The sequence below is a fragment of the Rhizobium sp. PP-CC-3G-465 genome (assembly GCF_004343445.1).
In the GTDB taxonomy this organism is placed as follows: Bacteria; Pseudomonadota; Alphaproteobacteria; order Rhizobiales; family Rhizobiaceae; genus Ferranicluibacter; species Ferranicluibacter rubi.
Map to the genome: position 1 here is coordinate 117,764 of NZ_SLYH01000005.1, position 17,372 is coordinate 135,135.

Sequence of the window (17,372 nt, forward strand, 5' to 3'; positions counted from 1 at the left end):
CACACGCGGTCGCGGCGCATCTCGTTCGGGCGAGGCCGCCGCGCCTGTTCGCGACCTTTGGAGGAGAGCCGAATGACCGGATTGAACGATGTGAGCCACCGGCATGACGCGGAGGTCGAGGCGCTTTCGGGCGGCCCCGTCGCCAAGGGTGCGCCCATTCTCGAACTGCGTGGCCTGCACAAGCGCTACGGGACGGTGGAAGCGCTGCGGCCTGCATCCATCACCTTCCTTTCCGGCGAAATCCACGCCATCGTCGGCGAGAACGGCGCAGGAAAATCGACGCTGATCAAGCTGCTGACGGGCGTCATCCGGCGCACCTCCGGCGAAATCGTCTGGTGTGGTCAGTCGGTGCCGCTGTCCGACCCGAATGAAGCGATTTCGCGCGGTATCAATGCCGTGCACCAAGAGGTCGTGCTCTGCCCGCATCTGACGGTCGCGGCCAATATGTTCCTCGGCGACGAGATGAACCGGCGCGGCCTGATGCGCAAGCGCGCCATGACCGACGCCGCCCAAGCGGTGCTGAACGATCTCGGCTTCAACCTGCCGGCCAGCGCGCTGCTTTCCGATCTGACGATCGGCCAGCAGCAGCTGGTCGCCACCGCCCGCGCCGCCATGCGCGGCACGCAGTTCCTGATCTTCGACGAGCCGACAGCCTACCTGACGCGCCAAGAATCGGCGCAGCTCTTCCGGCTGATCCGCCGCCTGCAGGGGCAGGGCGTCACCATCGTCTATATCAGCCATCGCATGGAGGAGGTGTTCGAGCTTGCCGACCGCGTCTCGGTGCTGCGCGACGGCACCCATGTCGGCACGCGCCTGATCGGCGAAACGAACGATGCCGAGCTGATCTCCATGATGATCAACCGCTCGATCGAGCAGGTCTACCACAAGGAAACGCTGCCGATCGGCAAGCCGATCGTGGAAACGCGCGGCCTTTCCGGCCCGGGCTTCCAGGATATTTCGCTCACCGTGCGCGCAGGCGAAATCGTCGGCCTCTATGGGCTGATCGGCGCCGGACGAAGCGAGTTTGCGCTGGGGCTTTACGGCCGCGAGAAGGTCACGGCCGGCGAGATCCTGTTCGAAGGCAAGACTGTCGATATCCGCAACGAGCGTGTCGCCATGGATCTCGGGATCGCGCTCGCGCCGGAAAGCCGTCGCGATCAGGGCCTCTGCCTCAACCTGCCCATCGGGCTCAACATCAACCTGCCGGTGTTCGACCGGCTGTCGAACGGTCTGACGATCAATCGCAAACGCGAGATCGCCAATGCCGACCGCCAGATCAGCGACCTGAAGATCAAGACGCCGACGCGGCGGGTGCTCGCGTCCGCCATGTCGGGCGGCAACCAGCAGAAGATCGTCATCGGCAAATGGTTGAGCCACGGGGCCAAGCTGTTCATCTTCGATGAACCCACCGTCGGCGTCGATGTCGGCACGAAAGCCGAGATCTACCGGCTGTTTTCCAAGCTTCTGGAAGAGGGTGCGGGTATCATCCTGATCTCGTCCTACCTGCCGGAAGTCTACGAACTTGCCGACACGCTGCATGTATTCCGCCAGGGCCGACTGGTGGCGAGCCACGCCTACCGCACGGCGTCCCACGAGGACGTGCTAACGCAGGCGATCGGCGTCTAACCAAGATAAAGACCGGAAATGACGATGGCTGGAGGACAATCATGAGCGTAGAGACCACGACCGAGGCGGCACCGGTGCCGAAGAAGGGCATGAACATCCTGTTCGGCCTGACGCTTCTCGGGCTCCTCCTGTTCCTCTGGCTTCTTCTGGGCCTGTCGACCAACAGTTTCTGGACGTCGAACAATATCAGCAACCTGCTGCGCCAGGGCGCCATGACGGCCATTCTCGCAGTCGGACAGACCTTCGTCATCATCACGGCCGGCATCGACCTTTCGGTCGGCGCGGTGGTCGGCTTTTCCAGCGTCACGATCGCCTGGCTGTTGGCGCATGGCGTGCCGCTCTGGCCCGCGATCGGCATTACGCTTCTCGTCGGCGTTTTCATCGGCGCCTTCCATGCCTTCGGCATCGTGCGCATGGGCCTGCCCGCCTTCATCATCACGCTCGCGACCCTGACGTCGCTGCGCGGCATCGGCCTGCTCATCACCAATGGTTCGACCATCTCGATCACAAACGAGAGTTTCGCCAACTTCTCCCGTGCGGATTTCCTCGGCGTGCCCAGTCTGTTCTGGATGGTGATCGTCGTGGCGATCCCGGCCTTCGTCTTCCTGCATCTCAGCCGCTGGGGACGCTATCTCTTCGCCGTGGGGTCCAACCGGGAAGCGGCCCGCCTCTCGGGCGTCAATGTCGAGCGCACGATCTACCTCGCCTACATCCTCTCCTCGACCTGCGCCGCCTTCGTCGGCATTCTGCTCGCCTCGCGCATCGGCATCGGCAATGCCACGCAGGCGGAAGGCTGGGAGCTTCAGGCGATTGCATCCTCGGTCATCGGTGGTACGAGCCTGTTCGGGGCGGTCGGCTCCATCCACGGGCCGCTGCTCGGCGCCTTCATTCTGGCGACGATCAACAATGGCGCGAACCTCCTGAACCTCAATTCGTTCTGGCAACGGATCATCACCGGCGCGCTGATCATCATCATCGTCTACTTCGACCAGCTGCGCCGACGCGGCTCGCGCTGAGCCGCCTCCGCCATCCGCGCAAGCAGCAACGTGACAGCCGAAGTGATGGGGGCGATGACCGGCACCGACAACTGCCGTTGCAGCTCAGCGGCCACGCGGCCGAGCGGGCCGCCGCCGATGATGACGACATCCGCACCGTCGTGTTCCAGCGACTGACGAACCGCGAGGGCCAATGCCTCGCTCAGCCGGTCCGAGTCGCCGGCCAAGTGCATCGGATCTCCGCTCGTCAGGCGCGTGCCGGTGAAACGATCGGCAAGGCCGAGCGCCGCTGCCTTTTCCGCAAAGCTTCCCACGAGATCGGGTGTGACCGTGGCGATGCCAAACCTGCGACCGCCGGCTGCGGCCTCCAGCATGCTCGCTTCGCAGATGCCGACCACGGGAATGTCGATCCGGGAGCGCAGCGCCTCGAGACCGGGATCGCCGAAAGCGCAGACGATCAGGCCGTCTGCGGTCTTCGCAGCGGAAAGGCCCATCTCCACAACACCGGCGACCGATGCTTCCAGCTGTACCGGATCGAGGATCATCGGAACGCCAACGCTTGCGGTCATGCCGTTCGCGCTCACATGCGGCGGGAGCGCGGCGCGAACGAGATCCGTCATCATGACCGTTGTGGCGGCGGACGTGTTGGGGTTGATGACGACGATATGCTTCATTCGCGGGTCGATCTCCCCTATCCTGTCGTCGCCTCACGCATAGAGCAGGCAGGCGACCTGACCGGCACGCTCTGACGATCCGGCAGCGCCCACCAGCGGCGGCACGACGGCCCGGCAGGGGGCCATGACATCCGCGCAGCGCGGGGCGAAAGCGCAGCCGGGCGGCATGTCGGCGAGATCCGGCGGGGCGCCGGGGATGGTGATGAGCCGGTCGCGGCCATCGGCAAGCTCGACGCGCGCGCCGAGCAGGCCCTTGGTGTAGGGATGCTTCGGATTGCGGATGATATCGCTCGCCGTGCCTTCCTCGACGATCCGCCCGGCATACATCACCGCGATCCGGTCTGCGACCTCCGCGGCAACGCCGATATCGTGGGTGACGAAGATCACCGACAGGCCGTATTCCTTCTGCAGCTCGCGGATCAGCAGCAGGATCTGGATCTGCACGGTCGCGTCCAGCGCCGTCGTCGGCTCGTCGGCCAGCAGCACCTTCGGATTGCAGGCGAGCGCCATGGCGATCATCGCCCGCTGCAGCATGCCGCCGGACATTTCGTGCGGGTAGTTCTGCAAGCGTCGTTGCGGCGAGGGAATGCGGACCTTTTCGAACAGCGCCAGCGCCCGTGCGGACGCTTGCGCTCTCGAAACCCGCTCGTGGCGCATGATCGTTTCCTCGATCTGCCGGCCGAGCGTGTAGACCGGATCGAGCGCGAGGCGCGGCTCCTGAAACACCATGGACACGACGGCGCCACGCAGATTGCCGAGGTCTCGCGTCGAAAGCCCCGTGACGTCGCGACCCGCCACGGACATCGTGCCCTCGATGGTGGTGCCCTTGGGGTGCATGCGCAGCAGCGAGCGCATGGTCACGCTCTTGCCGGAACCGGATTCCCCGAGCAGGGCAACCACCTCGCCCGCACGCACCTTCAGGGTCACGCCGTTCACGGCCTTGACCGGCTTGCGGCCGCGATGAAAGGTGACAGAGAGATTGTCGATATCGATCATCGTATCGGTCATGCCGAAGTCTCCCCAAGGCTCGGCGCACGGCTGTGGCCGGAGCCGGGAACGGCCATGAGACAGGCCGCGGATTGCTCGGCGGACAGGCTGGCGAGCGGCGGGACCTCGCGGCTGCAGATGTCTTCCACGAACTGACAGCGCGTGTGGAACCGACAGCCGCTCGGCGGATCGATGGGGTTCGGCGGATCGCCGGACAGCGGTGGCTCCATCGTCCGCTCGGACGGGTCCATTTTCGGCATGGAGGCCAGAAGCGCTGCGGAATAGGGGTGCCGGGCCTCGCCGAAGATGGCCGCGCGTGTGCCGATCTCCGCCACCTTGCCGAGATACATGACCATGACCCGGTCGCACATGAACTTCACGACGTTAAGGTCGTGGGAGATGAACAGGTAGGTCAGCCCGAAATCCCGCTTCAGGTCGAGAAGCAGGTTGAGAACCTGCGCCTCCACCGACTTGTCGAGCGCGGAAACGGCCTCGTCGAGAATGATCAGCCGTGGCTCGAGCGCCAGTGCGCGCGCGATGTTGACGCGCTGGCGCTGGCCGCCGGAAAGCTCGTGCGGATAGCGGCCGGCAAAGCGGCCGGGCTCCAATCCCACCCTGAAGAGCAGGTCATGCGCGCGGGCGATGGCTTTGGCAGCGGGCACGCCATGCACCTGCGGCGCGAAGGCGATCGATTCCTCGATCGTCAGGCGCGGGTTGAGCGAGGCATAGCTGTCCTGAAAGACCATCTGCACCTGTCGCCGGTACTGCGCGAGCGGCAGGGTTTCGCCGACCGTCTCGCCGTCGAACAGGAGATCGCCCTTGTCGCGGACGATGAGGTTCATCAGAAGCCGCGCCGTCGTGGATTTGCCGCAGCCGCTCTCGCCGACGACGCCCAGCGTCTCGCCCTTCAGAATGTCGAAATCGACGCCATCGACGGCGCGCACAACTTTCTTCGGCGCGAACAAGCCGCTGCTTTTCACCGGGAAATGCTTCAGCAGACCGCGTGCCGAGATCAGCGGTTGGGCCGGTCCGCCGCGCTCGCCGACGCCCGGATCCAAATTATAGGGTGATATGACGGCGCTCATGATTTCACGTCCATGGCAGTGCGCAGACCATCCGAGAAGAGGTTGAAGCAGACGGAGGTGACGAAGATCATCAGGCCCGGCAGGGCCGCGACGAAGGGGTTGTTGTAGATCGCGGTTCTCAGCGTGTTCAGCATCAGCCCCCATTCCGCATCCGGCGGGCGCACGCCGAGCCCGAGGAAGGAAAGACCGGAGGCGAGGATCATGGAAACCGAGATCAAGCTGGTGGCGAAGACGAAGATCGGGCTGAGCACATTGCCGAGAATGTGCACCCGGATGATCGTGCGCGCCGGAGCGCCGGACGCGCGGGCGGCATCGACGTAATCGAGCTTGCGCACCTGCGTCGTCACGCTTTCGGCGACACGCGCGATCTGCGGGATGAAGACGACGGTGAGCGACACCAGCGCATTGGTGAGCCCCGAACCGAGCGCGCCGGACAAAGCGACGGCGAGGAGAACCGAGGGGAAGGCGTAGAAGACATCGATCGTGCGCATGATCAGCGTGTTGACGATGCCGCCGGCATAACCGGCGATGATGCCGATGGCCGAGCCGATGACGAAGGCGATGGGAACGGGAATGACGCCCATGGTGAGCGAGAGGCGCGCGCCGTAGATCAGCCGCGAGAGCATGTCGCGACCGAGTTCGTCCGTGCCGAGGATGAAGCCGGGCGTGCCGATGGGCTTCAGGCGGCGGATGACGCTGCCTTTGGAGGGGTCGTAAGGCGCGATATAAGGCGCGAAGATCGCGATCAGCACGAGGAGGACGACGACGGCAAGGGCCGCAAGCGCCACGGGATCACGACAGAGCCGGCGGATGACGCCGCTCCAGAAGCCGGGCGACTTGAGAATCGCGGGCCTGGGCGCGACCATGTCTGCGGTGATGACGGCCATGGATCAGCTCCTCTGGATGCGCGGATCGATCGCACTTTGCAGCACGTCCACGATGAGGTTGAGGAAGACGAAGAACAGGGCGAGCACGAGGATCGTGCCCTGCAGGATGGGCAGGTCGCGGGTGAAGATTGCGCCGTTGAGGAGAAAACCCGTGCCGGGCCAGGAGAACACCGTCTCGATGAGGATCGAGCCGCCGAGGAGATAGCCGAGCTGCAGGCCCATGACCGAGATGGCGGTGGGCGCCGCGTTGCGGATGACATGGCGCAGGATCTGGCGCGACATAAGGCCCTTGGCGGCCAGCGCCTGGGTGAAATCCTGCGACAGGATATCGGCCACCAGCGAGCGGATGGTGCGGGCGATGATGCCCATGGGGATGACCGACATGGTGACGGCCGGCAGGATGAGATACTGCACATAGTCCCAGCTGAAGGCCCGCCCGTCGGACCCGCCGGGGCCGCCACCCATCGCCGGCAGCCAGCCGAGGGTGACCGAGAAGGCGATGACGAGCACCATGCCAAGCCAGTAGTGGGGAACGCTGACGCCGAGCATGGCGACGGCGGAGGCCAGCCGGTCGATCCAGCCGCCACGGAAGACGCCCGCCACGAAGCCGAGCACCGAGCCGATGGTGAAGCCGATGAGCGTCGCGGCGACGGCGAGGATGATCGAGTTGACCGAGGCATCGAGAATTTCGCTCAGAACCGGCCGACCGGAGGCGATGGAAACGCCGAGATCGCCGTGGAGCGTGCGCCAGGCCCAGAGCCCGTATTGTACCGGCAGGGGCTGATCGAGCCCGTAGAAGACGCGCATCTGCATCTGCTGCTCGGCGGAGGCATCGGAGGGCAGGATGGCGGCGAGCGGATCGCCCGGCGCGATATGGATCAGGAGGAAGCAGACGATGCTCACGCCGATCGCAACGGGAATGACGTGCAGCAGTCTCTTCAGGGCATAAGCCAGCATGCTGTTCTCGTGATGCTAAGGGTCTGGTGACATCCGGCTGCGCGATCCGAACGGTCGCGCAGCCGTGTTTAGATGACGGATGTCAGGGATCGACGCTGATGGTCGAGAAATCCTGGAACCAGTTCTGTGCCTGCACGAAGCCCTTGACCTTTTCCGTCATCGCCCGTGGATTGACGTCGTGCGTGACCATCAGGAACAGGGCTTCGTTGACGTATTTCTCGTGGATCTGCTGCAGCACCTTGTTCTGTTCGACCGGATCGAAGGTAGTGCGCACCTTGGCGAACAGTTCGTCCATCTCGGGGTCGCAATAATAGCCCCAGTTGGTGCCGGCCGGCGGTGCGAGGTTGCACTGCGACTGGCGGATAAGGGCCGTGAAGGGGTCCTGGATGAAGTAGCTGTAGTTGACTGCGGTCGCGCCCTTGGCGCTCGGATCCTTGGCACCGGCGCGCCAGATGTTGATGACCGTGTTCCAGTCGGCCACTTCGAATTCGACATTGATGCCGATCTCGGCCAGCGTCTGCTGGATATACTCGTTCATCTGCAGCGGCAGCATCTGTCCGGAACCGGACGAGGAGATGACGACCTTGGTGGTGATGGGCTTGTCCGGACCGTAGCCCGCTTCCGCCATCAGCTTCTTGGCTTCCTCGACATTGTAGCTCAGCTTGAAGGTCGGATTGCCGAACCAGGGGCTGCCGGGCGGCAGGTAGCCTTGTGCGGGAATCGACAATCCACCGAGAAGTTCGTTCAGGCCCTCGCGGTCAACGGCAAGGTTTGCCGCCTTGCGGACGCGGATATCGTTCCAAGGGGAACCCTCGACGCGCGAGAGGTGCCAGGTCCAGTTATGCGGATAGGAGTTGGTGACGATCTTGAAGCCTGCATCCCGCAGGGACGCGACGGAGTCGGGCGCCGGCGCCTCGATCCAGTCGACCTGACCCGAACGGAGCGCTGCGACACGGGTGTTCGGCTCCGGCAGCGGAATGAGCACGAGCTTGTCGAGCTTGGGGATGCGCGCCTTGTCCCAATAGTCTGCATTCGGCGTCAGTTCTGCGCGTTCGCGCGGTGTGAAGCCGTTTTCGAGCTTCCACGGGCCGGTGCCCGATGGCTTCTGCGCCACTGCGTCCCAGTTCTTGCCCTGTGCTTCCCAGTTGGCCGGCGAGGACATGAGGATCCAGCTGATCTGGTAGGGCAGGGTCGCATCCGGCGTCTTGGTCACGATCTCGACTGTGAGGGGATCGATGACCTTGTAGGAGGCGACGGCGGGGATGCGCGACTTGCCCTGCGCCGACTGGCGCTTGTCGAACTGCGGCGCATCGCTCTTGAGAAGCTTGTCGAGGTTCCAGACGACGGCATTGGCGTCAAATCTGCTGCCGTCGTGGAATTTCACGCCGTCCCGCAGCTTGAACGTCCACTTGGTCTGGTCGGTCGGGTCGATGTCCCACGACGTCGCAAGGCTTGGGATCAGGGTCGCGGCCTTTTCGGCGCTCGACAGGTCCCATTCGATCAATGCGTTGTAGAGCGTGTAGCCCATCACGCGCTGGCCTTCGCCACCCTGGTCCGTCTGCCCCGTCGTCAGCGGAATGTCCGATGCGGTCATGCCGATCCGCAGGGTGCCTGCGGCCCATGCTGCACCGGCCGATGCTGCTGCCAGCGCCAGTGCGGCGGATCCGGCGATCATCGCGCTCCGCACGCTTCTGAGGATCGGGCGGCTGCGGAAGATGGATCTGGATATCGGCGTCATTCTGTTCCCTCGTTTGCAGTTCCGAGCACGTGCTCGGTCGAGGGAGATGAAGCAGGTTTCGTGCCAGATCCCATGAAGCGTCAGTTTCACAGAACGCACCAGCGGTTTCGGATAGGAAGGGGTGTGTCAGCTCACGCTGGATATCAATCCCCCGCGGGCATTCTGATCGATAGCGTGCTGTGTTGTATAAAAATTATGCATGGGCACGAAATAGGCAAGAAAGCTACGAGAACCCCGCAGCGGCAGCGGCGGGGTTCTCCTGTCTTTGGCAATCCGCCTGATCTGTCTTCAGGAGGCAGATCTCAGATAGTCTGCCAGTGTCTTCGGCTTGGTCGAAACGGTCTTTTCACGAATCTTCGGCGTCCGTTTGGCGACGTAGCGGGGGCTGTAGACCTTGAAATCCCGCAGGGCGGTGAAGGTCTTGCCATAGTTCACCTTCAGCGCGTTCAAGGCGCGACCGTTCTTCGACCGGGCTGCGAGAACGGCGAGGCCGACCACGCCGCCTTCCGTCGGCTGCCACTCCACCGAGTCTGCAAACCAGGTCTTCGCCGTCGCCTTGTCGTTGCCAGCAAGGTACTTCCAGCCGAGTGCCTGCGCGCCGAGCGCGGACTTCTGCGATGTCACGGTCTCCTGGAAGAGGGCATTTTCGGTCTCCTCAAGCGTAAGGGTCGGCTTGTCGGCTGTGAGAACGCTCGAAACGATCTCGATATACTGGCGCGCGACATCCGGCGACAGCTTGATGTAATGGCGCGCAAGCTTCAGGGCATCTTCGTTCTTGTCCATCTGCCGCAGCGTCAGGATCAGGCCTTCGATGCTCTTGGGGTCGCGCTTGAACTTGGTCGCCTGCAGGAACCAGGCATTCGCGGTCGTCCATTCCTTCTGCGCGTAGAAATACCAGCCGATGAGGTTCGCGTCCTCGACGGAGGCATTGCGCTGGATGAAATCGACGAAGCGGGTGATTTCCTCGTTTGCCGGCATTTCGGAGAAGTCGCCATGCTCGATGAAAGCACCGATCTGGCGGCGGATGCCGTCGAAACCGAGGTTTTCGAACTCGGGATGGCCATCCTGCGTGGTGCGGCCGAGGGCCAGAAGCGAGGTGTAGCCGACAGGCGGGATGAGGAGAGACGCCTTCTGCACCGTGGATAGGCGCATGGTGGGGTCGTCGCAGCTCGACAGGATGTAGCGGTAGACGTCGAAGGCGTCGGCGTAGTTGCGCAGGTGCGCAAAGGCTTCCGCGACGTTCCACTGCACTTGCATCTCGCCGCAGACCATGAGGGAAGGCATGGCCTGCGCGGTCGAGATCACATCTTTCCAACGGCTCTGCGCAATGGCGCTATCGATGAGGCTGCGCGCTTCACCCAGTTGCAGCTTGATCATCAGGTCTTCGGACGGCTGCCATTTCGGATTGACGCTCTGGGCACGGGCGATGCCGGCGCGGACCGCGGCATAGTTGCCGGTGGCGTAGATGTTCCACAGCGGCTGCTCATCGAACTGGGACACGGGCGTGAACAGGTCCTTCGGCGGCTGCCAGTCGGGATAAAGATCCTTCAACCGACGAAGTTCGGCGCCCACCCGCTTCAGGTCGCGTGTCGAGGCGTAGTAGCGCAGGGCGGAGATATCCACCGATGCGACGGCGGCCGGCTGCACCGTGGTCGCCTCAGTCGCGGGTGTGGTGGAGGGCGCGAAGGGATTGGCGACAGCGGGTGCTTCGACAGCCAGCGCGACCGGCTGAGCTGCGGGAAGTGCGACGGAAACGCCAGTCGCGACCGGCATTGCCCGGGGCAGGCTGGTCGGTGCGATCGGTGCCGATGCAGCCTGACGAAGGAACGGATTGTCGCCCGGTGCAGCCTGCGGGTTGACGGCGACGCGGTCGGTGGCCGGTGCGACGCTCGCAGCCGGCAGCGCGAAGGCGGCATTTGCGTCGGACACGGCTGCGGAGGAGGATGCCGTACCTGCCGCCGGTGCCAGCAGGGGATCGTTCGCATCCATTTTGGACGCTTCGTTTGCGGGCGTCGGCAGCGTCCAGGCCATTTCCTGTGCCCGCAGTTCCGAATCGTCGTTCTGGAGCGTCTTTAAAACGAGACCGGGGTTGAGGAGGAGAACGGCGGTTGCGGCGAGCAGCGAGAACTTCAGTTTTGACTTGGAAGACATGATGCATACCTCTCGGAGATGGCGATGATGCTCAGGAGATGGAGCGTGGATGGGTAATATTCGGTCGGTTCGAAGGGCGGCATGCTGGAAGCTTGGCCGGCTTTGTCGAGGCCGCAGGACAGAAGCGCGCTGACGGCGCGGTAACCGGGGTCGGACATGGCCGTCATTGCGGTGGCCGTTGCCAGGTCCATGACATGCATGACGTTTGCGCCGTTCTCGTTCCAGCGCTGCTGCACGCCCGTCAGGAGCGACAGCGGTGCACCGCCGGACCAGGCCGTGTAGAGCGGAACACGGACCGCCTCGTAGCCGAAGGTGGCGGCGAAGGCCGGTGCCGGCTGCGGGTGGTCGCCCCTCAGCGATAGCCAGTCGGCCGGGAGATGACTGCTGCCGAAACGGCCCTTTTCGAGCAGTGCCTTGCCGCTCGCGACAAGGTCATCTGCCGGGAACGAGGGTTCGATCAGCCCCAGTTCCTCAATGGCCGGAAAGACCCAGTAGGAGAGGTTGACGACGATGCCGGGCTGCTCGGCGCTGCCGCTGAAACCCTGTGCGGCGGGAAGAAGCAGCGTTCCATAGCTCGCATCCTTCACCGTCGCCTTGGCTGTCAGATCCTTCAGAATCCGGCGCGCTTCGACGGCCAGAGCCGGCTCGCGCCACCGCGTTGCTGCCCGCGACAGCGCCCAGGCGATCAGAAGGTCGCCGTCGGAGGCGTTGTTCATATCGGCAACTGGGATCGCCGTGTCCGGGCTCCAGCGCCAGGCCGAGAGCGCGTCGCCGCGGACCTGCAGGTTTTCCCGCGTCCAGGCCCAGAGCGCGTCGAAAGCCTCGCGATCGTCTGCCGCAACGGCAATCAGCATGCCATAGCCCTGGCCCTCGCTGTGCGAGACGTTGCCATTCGACCGGTCGATGACGCGCCCGTTTTCTACGAAGACGGATTTGTAGAGCCACCAGGCGCCGGCGATGTAATCGGTGGGGAGGAGGGTCTCGGCCGCCTTCACGCGGCCGGTCTTGCCCGCCGCCAGGCCGCTCGACGGCAGCAGGGCGGAGAGCAGGACGGTCATGGCGGCCGTCAGGCTCCATGTGACCAGAGCGAGCGGCTTAGCCATGATTGCGGCGTCCGGTCGTCAGAACCATGTAGGTGCCGAGGCCGAGAAGGATGGCGGCCGTCAGCAGCGCGAAGATGTAGACGGCGGCATTGTTGGCCAGCCAGCTTGCCGTGACCAGACGCATGTTCGACAGGCTGAACGGCTGAGTCCGGTAAAGCGTCTGGTTGGTCGCAAGCTGCTGGTCGAGCTTGATGCCCGTTTCGGAAAACGCCTGAACCGATCCGCCGAGCGTATTCCACACGTTGAGATCCGTCAGAACGTCGGTGCCCGCCACGATGCCGCTGGCGCTCTTGGATGCGACCACGGTCCACAGCCCGCCATTTCCGCCGGCATTCTGGGCGATCACCAGCGTGGTTTCCGCCGTGGGCGAGAAGGCTTCCGGCTTGATCTCGTCGCCCAGAAGGGCGCGCAGCGGCGCGATGTTGAGCTTGGAGAGTTCGGAGACGGCCTTCGTGCGGATGGCCTGCAGCATGTCCGCCGAGCGTTCGACGGGGGCGGCAAGGAAGCTGCCGGCCGTCTGCGAGAGGTCCACGGCCGTGCCGACGACGCTCGTTGTCATCTGGCGCTGCATGTCGCTCTGCGGCCCGAAGTTTTCGAGTGCGGCAACTTCGTACGGCGAGGCTGCCGACCCGGCCATGTTGCGGATGTTGACGAAGTCGAGGTTCATGCGGCTGACGAGTTCGGAGGGTAGCGTGTCATATCCGCCGAACGCGATGAGGTTTGTCGTGTCCATGGCCGGCAGCAGCGAGGTGTACTGCATCGGCTTCACCTGGCTGGATGCGTAGGCCATCTTGGCGACGAAGGTCGCTGCGGCATCCATGCTCTGGGCATTGTAGTTCGGCACGAGAAGCGTGGTTGCGGCCCCTGTCTCGCCTTCGACCGGGGCGGGAAGGCCCGAGGTCAGAGCGGCGATATCCGGATAGCGACCGACACGGGCATAGTTCGGAATATCGAGGTAGGAATTTCCGTCGATGGAGAGGCGGGCCGTCGATGTCGCCTTGTCGACGGACTCGCAGGCGGCATCGAGCTTCGAAGGAAGGCGGGCTTCGATCTGCAGCGTGTTCTGGCCCGGGCGCAGCGCCGTGAACGGGATCGGCAGGCGCTGGTCGCGGATGGCGCCGCCACGCGGCGAACTCAGGGGGATGTTGGCGACGACCTTGTCGTTCGCCTTGACCGTGAGGACGGCATCCGGAGAAAGGCCGCCGACATAGAGTGCATTAAGGTGGAAGCTCATGCTGGAATAGGCGCCGGGGTAGAAGTCCGACGGCATGGTGAAATTGACCTTCGACTGCACGAGCCGGCCATCGAAAGGCTTTGCCGTAAAGCCAAGATCCGACAGCGCGACCTTCTCACCGGGAACGAGGAGCCGGCCTTTCATGTTCGTCAGCGCGGCCAGCCCTTCTGGTGTGCCGACGGGCCGTTCCTGTGTCGCCTGCTGCACGAATTGCTGCGTCTTTGCGTCGAGATCGGCTGTATCGAGGCCGGAAATGATCAGGCGCTTGCGCTCAGGCGTCGCGCCGGCCGCAACGATGGCTGCTTCTCCGGAAGCGAGAACCGGCGCACCGGCGCCGAGCAGGGCGGCGATATCCTTGCTGACGCCGACATAGATGTCGATGCCGGCACCCGTACCGGGCGTCGCGCCGAACTCGACCTGGGGATGATTGAGATTGCCGGTGATCGCCAGCGCCTGCACCACGTTCAATGCGCGATCATAGTCCGCCATTTGCGCGCCCTTTGGCAGGATGACGCGCAGGTTGGTGCGGCCTTCCCGGGTGCCGGCGAGCGGCATCAGGTCGATCATGGTGAGGTTGCCCGCCTCGGCCGAGGGGAAGACAAAGCCGCTCTGCGCGGGATCGATCTTGGTCCAGAGCTCATAGGTCGCCTCGACGCTGCAATCGACACGGTGGCGGTGGCTGGCGGCGATGGCGACCGCATTATAGCCTGGCTGGATGACGCCGGCCGGTATGTCGAAGGTGACGCGGCGCGGGTCGCCGGCAACGAGGTTGGTTGCGCCGATGTCCCGTCCGTTGATCTGGATGGTGAGGTTCGAGCGCTCCGGCGCCGCCGAAATGGTCGTCTGAAGCGTGAGGACCAGGCGCGCCGCGCTCGACGCCTCGTCGGGCCGGGCGAAGAAGGACAGCTTGCGGCTCGCAAACTCGCCGTCGAAGAACAGGTCGTAGGGGCTCGCCGCGATCTTGCGCAGGGTGCCGCCGACATCGGCGAGCGGCGCCGGTGCTGTTGCCGACGATGTCGTGTTGAAGCGGAAGGGTGCCGGCGCCGCTGGCTGCCCGGCCGCCTGGCCCAGCGTTTGGGCAAGCGCCGTGCTGGAGAGGCCGGCCAGGAGAATGGACGGCAGGAGCGCGAGGGCAAGGGTGGATGACTTGAACATGATGTTTTCCTCTGGCTTTCCGGTCACGCGGCTTCGACGACAGGTTGCGGCTTTTCGGCAGTCGGACGACGACGACGGCTTGTTCTCTCGGACGTCGATTTGGACGAGAGACCGGCCGTGACGGCGAGGAAGGGGCTGAAGATGGCCCAACGGATCAGCGTCAGGAGGGCGACGGGGTAGGACCGCCGCTTCTGGCGACCGTCCCGCAGGCTGCGTGGCAGGTCGAGATCGGCGAGCATGAGGCTGGCGATGGCCGGGAAGTGGCAGGTTTCCGCGTCGAGTTCGACCACGAAGCTGCGATGATCGCTGCCGGACGGTTTGCCGATGAACACGGGAATCGAGGGCAGGATGACGCTTGCAGGGGGATCGATGAGAAGCAGGCGACCATATTCCCCGGCCCGCAGAGGGGTTGTCATGGTCTTCTTCAGTTCGATGATCGCCTTTTCCGAGGAGATCTGCCGAATGGTGACGGGCACGGTCTGGTTGCCCACTTCAAGCTCTGCGGCGCGTGCCGAGGGCAGGCTGATGCCGTCGGCATCGTTCGGCTGCTCGGTGACGATGCCCAGTGCTGCGCCGGCGATGATCAGGTTGAGCAGGTTCCAGGCACCGGTGATGATGATCAGGTCGCCGAGCGCCGGCTCCGTCTGGTAGCGGTAGATCGCATAGGAGAGGACCATGCCGAGCCCGGCGAAGATGGCGAAGAACGGCCAGGCGAGGTTGGAAAGCTGGCGCTGGTTCAGCGACACGCCCTTGTCGGTCACGTTGAAGGTCGGCTTGCGCGGGTTGAAGATGACGCTGACGATGGCACGGACCAGAAAGACGGACTGGACATATTCGTACAGCTCGGAAATCCAGGGCCAGCGCATCTTGCCGTAGAGGTAGTTGCGCAGGATTTCGGACGCGATGAGGTAGGTGACGGTATAGGCCAGGAAGTCTTCGGCCGAGGCATTGAAGATCTTCAGGTTGAACAGGATGAAGAGGATGGGCGCGACGAGGAAGGCGGTGCGCACGAAGGGGAAGAGCCAGAAGAAGCAGCTCGACATGTAGCTCAGGCGCTGGGGAAGCGTCAGTCCCTGCTTGAAGAGCGGGTTCTTCAGGATGAGGATCTGGATCATGCCCCGGCACCAGCGCGAGCGCTGTCCGATGAAGCTGGCGAAGGTTTCCGGCTGGAGACCGGTGACCAGAGGCTTATCGACATAGACGCTGTTCCAGCCGCGGGAGTGCAGTTCGAGCGCCGTTTCGCAGTCCTCGGTGATCGTGATCCCGGAGAAGCCGCCGACCTCGTCCAGCGCTTCGCGGCGGAGGACGGCAGCAGAGCCGCAGAAGAACGAGGCATTCCAGCGATCCAGACCCTTCTGGATCATCGTGTAGAACATCTCGTTCTCGGCCGGCATATGCTTGTAGGTGCCGAGATTGCGCTCGACCGGATCGGGATTTGCGAAGAAGTGTGGGGTCTGGACCAGGAAGAGATCGGGATCGTCGCTGAAATGGCCGACGGTTTCGCGCAGGAAGGCGCGCTCAGGTGCATGGTCGGCATCGAAGACGGCGATCAGGTCACCAGAGGTGCGCTCCATCCCCGCATTCAGGTTGCCGGCCTTGGCGTGAACGTTCTGGGCTCGCGTCAGGTAGTGGACACCGAGATCGAGGCAGAGCGTGCGCAACGCATGACTACGGTCGATAGCGGCCTGTGCGGTTTCAGGATCGCTGCTGTTGCGCTTCTGGTCGGTGCCGCCGTCGTCGAGAAGGTAGACGGTGAACTTGTCGGAAGGGTAATCCATGCCTGCCGCTGCAGCGAGCGTCAGCGAGAGGATCTCGGCGCTTTCGTTGTAGGAAGGCACGAAGACGTCGACGGTCGGGAGTTCGTCATCTGCCAGCTGGCGGGCACGAGGACGTTCGATCGGATCGGCGACGACGAATACACTAATGAAGAACATGAAAATGCAGAACATTTCGGCGACGTAAAGCAGAATGCCGGGGATAAACGACATCAGGTCGTCGATCGGCGGAAGCGTGCTTGTCGTGCGCCAGTATGCGTAACGCAGGACGATGATGCTTGCAGTTGCGAGCGCAATGTAGCGCAGCGGACCTGTTCTATTGAAGCGTGTAATCACGAATAGAAAGGCAATTGTAAGAGCGGAGACGAGCAATTGTACGTCGGCACCAACTGGCTGCAGCACAAATGCAAATATTGCTGCTGCGGACGTGATCCATATGAAGAGAGATAATATACGCATGACAATAACATCCTCTGATTTACGAATTAGTAAGTAATTTATGAATGAAATTGGGTCAATATTTAAAAATTTACTCAATATCTTAACTGTGTCGGCTTTAGTAAGTAAATTGAACCTTAATCGTCTGTTTACCATTATTTCGCGGAATTCTTGGGGTGATTACACATTCAATGGTTGCTTAAATATCATTTAAGCTCGCAATACGGGAAAATGAATGTTAGGGTTCGGTAAATATGCATGGTTAAAAACAGCAGATTTGCAGGCTCGAAACCCGGTTTCTAAGCCGCTGAGCCAGGCGCCCTTACGGCGCAGATCATGGGAGCTCTTTTTGGTCGAAGGACGCGGTGTATCGCCGAACGATCCGCGGACGCCATCGCATTCCCCAACACGCGGACACATGCGGGGAGGAGCGCATCGTTAGCGCGGCATCGCGGTGGCGAGCTATTCGAGAGAGGGGTTGCATTGGATCTTGCGATTTCCTTGCGGGCCGCCGTGGCAGCATCCGCTGGAAACCAGCATGGCGACGTAAGCCGCCGTGTTCGTCGC

General features: G+C 63.3%; 12 protein-coding genes. 2 read left to right on the plus strand and 10 right to left on the minus strand.

Translation table 11 applies throughout. The features are described from left to right. Positions 1-72: 72 nt before the first annotated feature. Complete coding sequence (locus tag C8J33_RS18235; protein ID WP_110801555.1) at positions 73-1,626, plus strand: sugar ABC transporter ATP-binding protein; 1,554 nt, start codon at positions 73-75, stop codon at positions 1,624-1,626. A gap of 41 nt (positions 1,627-1,667) precedes the next feature. Beyond that, positions 1,668-2,642 carry an ABC transporter permease gene (locus C8J33_RS18240; RefSeq protein WP_110729370.1) on the plus strand — a complete coding sequence of 325 codons (975 nt, stop codon included), beginning with the start codon at positions 1,668-1,670 and terminating at the stop codon, positions 2,640-2,642. Here the strand turns inward: C8J33_RS18240 and C8J33_RS18245 are convergent. The 10 genes from C8J33_RS18245 to bcsA form a co-directional block, all read right to left on the minus strand. Beyond that, the gene (locus C8J33_RS18245; RefSeq protein WP_110801556.1) at positions 2,606-3,295 is read right to left on the minus strand and encodes an aspartate/glutamate racemase family protein; all 690 of its coding nucleotides are present in this window, start codon (positions 3,293-3,295) and stop codon (positions 2,606-2,608) included. The two genes, C8J33_RS18240 and C8J33_RS18245, sit on opposite strands and share 37 nt — an antisense overlap. A gap of 33 nt (positions 3,296-3,328) precedes the next feature. Beyond that, complete coding sequence (locus C8J33_RS18250; RefSeq protein ID WP_110729372.1) at positions 3,329-4,303, minus strand: ABC transporter ATP-binding protein; 975 nt, start codon at positions 4,301-4,303, stop codon at positions 3,329-3,331. Next, a complete protein-coding gene (locus C8J33_RS18255) occupies positions 4,300-5,367 on the minus strand; it encodes an ABC transporter ATP-binding protein (RefSeq protein WP_132665005.1) in 1,068 nt (355 codons plus the stop codon). The genes C8J33_RS18250 and C8J33_RS18255 overlap by 4 nt, the downstream gene beginning before the upstream one ends. Further along, positions 5,364-6,254 (minus strand): ABC transporter permease, encoded by an 891-nt coding sequence (locus C8J33_RS18260; RefSeq protein WP_110801558.1) that lies wholly within the window; start codon positions 6,252-6,254, stop codon positions 5,364-5,366. Before C8J33_RS18260 ends, C8J33_RS18255 begins: the two co-directional genes overlap by 4 nt. Before the next feature lie 3 nt (positions 6,255-6,257). Next, the gene (locus tag C8J33_RS18265) at positions 6,258-7,211 is read right to left on the minus strand and encodes an ABC transporter permease (RefSeq protein ID WP_110801559.1); all 954 of its coding nucleotides are present in this window, start codon (positions 7,209-7,211) and stop codon (positions 6,258-6,260) included. An 82-nt stretch (positions 7,212-7,293) separates the two neighbouring features. Next, positions 7,294-8,886, minus strand: coding sequence for an ABC transporter substrate-binding protein (locus C8J33_RS18270; protein ID WP_245420148.1), 1,593 nt, complete (start codon positions 8,884-8,886; stop codon positions 7,294-7,296). 351 nt (positions 8,887-9,237) lie between these two features. Continuing rightward, positions 9,238-11,100: a hypothetical protein gene (locus C8J33_RS18275; protein WP_110801561.1), complete on the minus strand. Its 1,863-nt coding sequence runs from the start codon at positions 11,098-11,100 to the stop codon at positions 9,238-9,240. Further along, a complete protein-coding gene (locus C8J33_RS18280; protein WP_110801562.1) occupies positions 11,079-12,203 on the minus strand; it encodes a glycosyl hydrolase family 8 in 1,125 nt (374 codons plus the stop codon). The genes C8J33_RS18275 and C8J33_RS18280 overlap by 22 nt, the downstream gene beginning before the upstream one ends. Beyond that, positions 12,196-14,592 (minus strand): cellulose biosynthesis cyclic di-GMP-binding regulatory protein BcsB, encoded by a 2,397-nt coding sequence (locus C8J33_RS18285; RefSeq protein ID WP_132665006.1) that lies wholly within the window; start codon positions 14,590-14,592, stop codon positions 12,196-12,198. The genes C8J33_RS18280 and C8J33_RS18285 overlap by 8 nt, the downstream gene beginning before the upstream one ends. A gap of 23 nt (positions 14,593-14,615) precedes the next feature. Then, positions 14,616-16,826, minus strand: coding sequence for a UDP-forming cellulose synthase catalytic subunit (gene bcsA / locus C8J33_RS18290; RefSeq protein ID WP_110801564.1), 2,211 nt, complete (start codon positions 16,824-16,826; stop codon positions 14,616-14,618). Positions 16,827-17,372 lie beyond the last annotated feature (546 nt).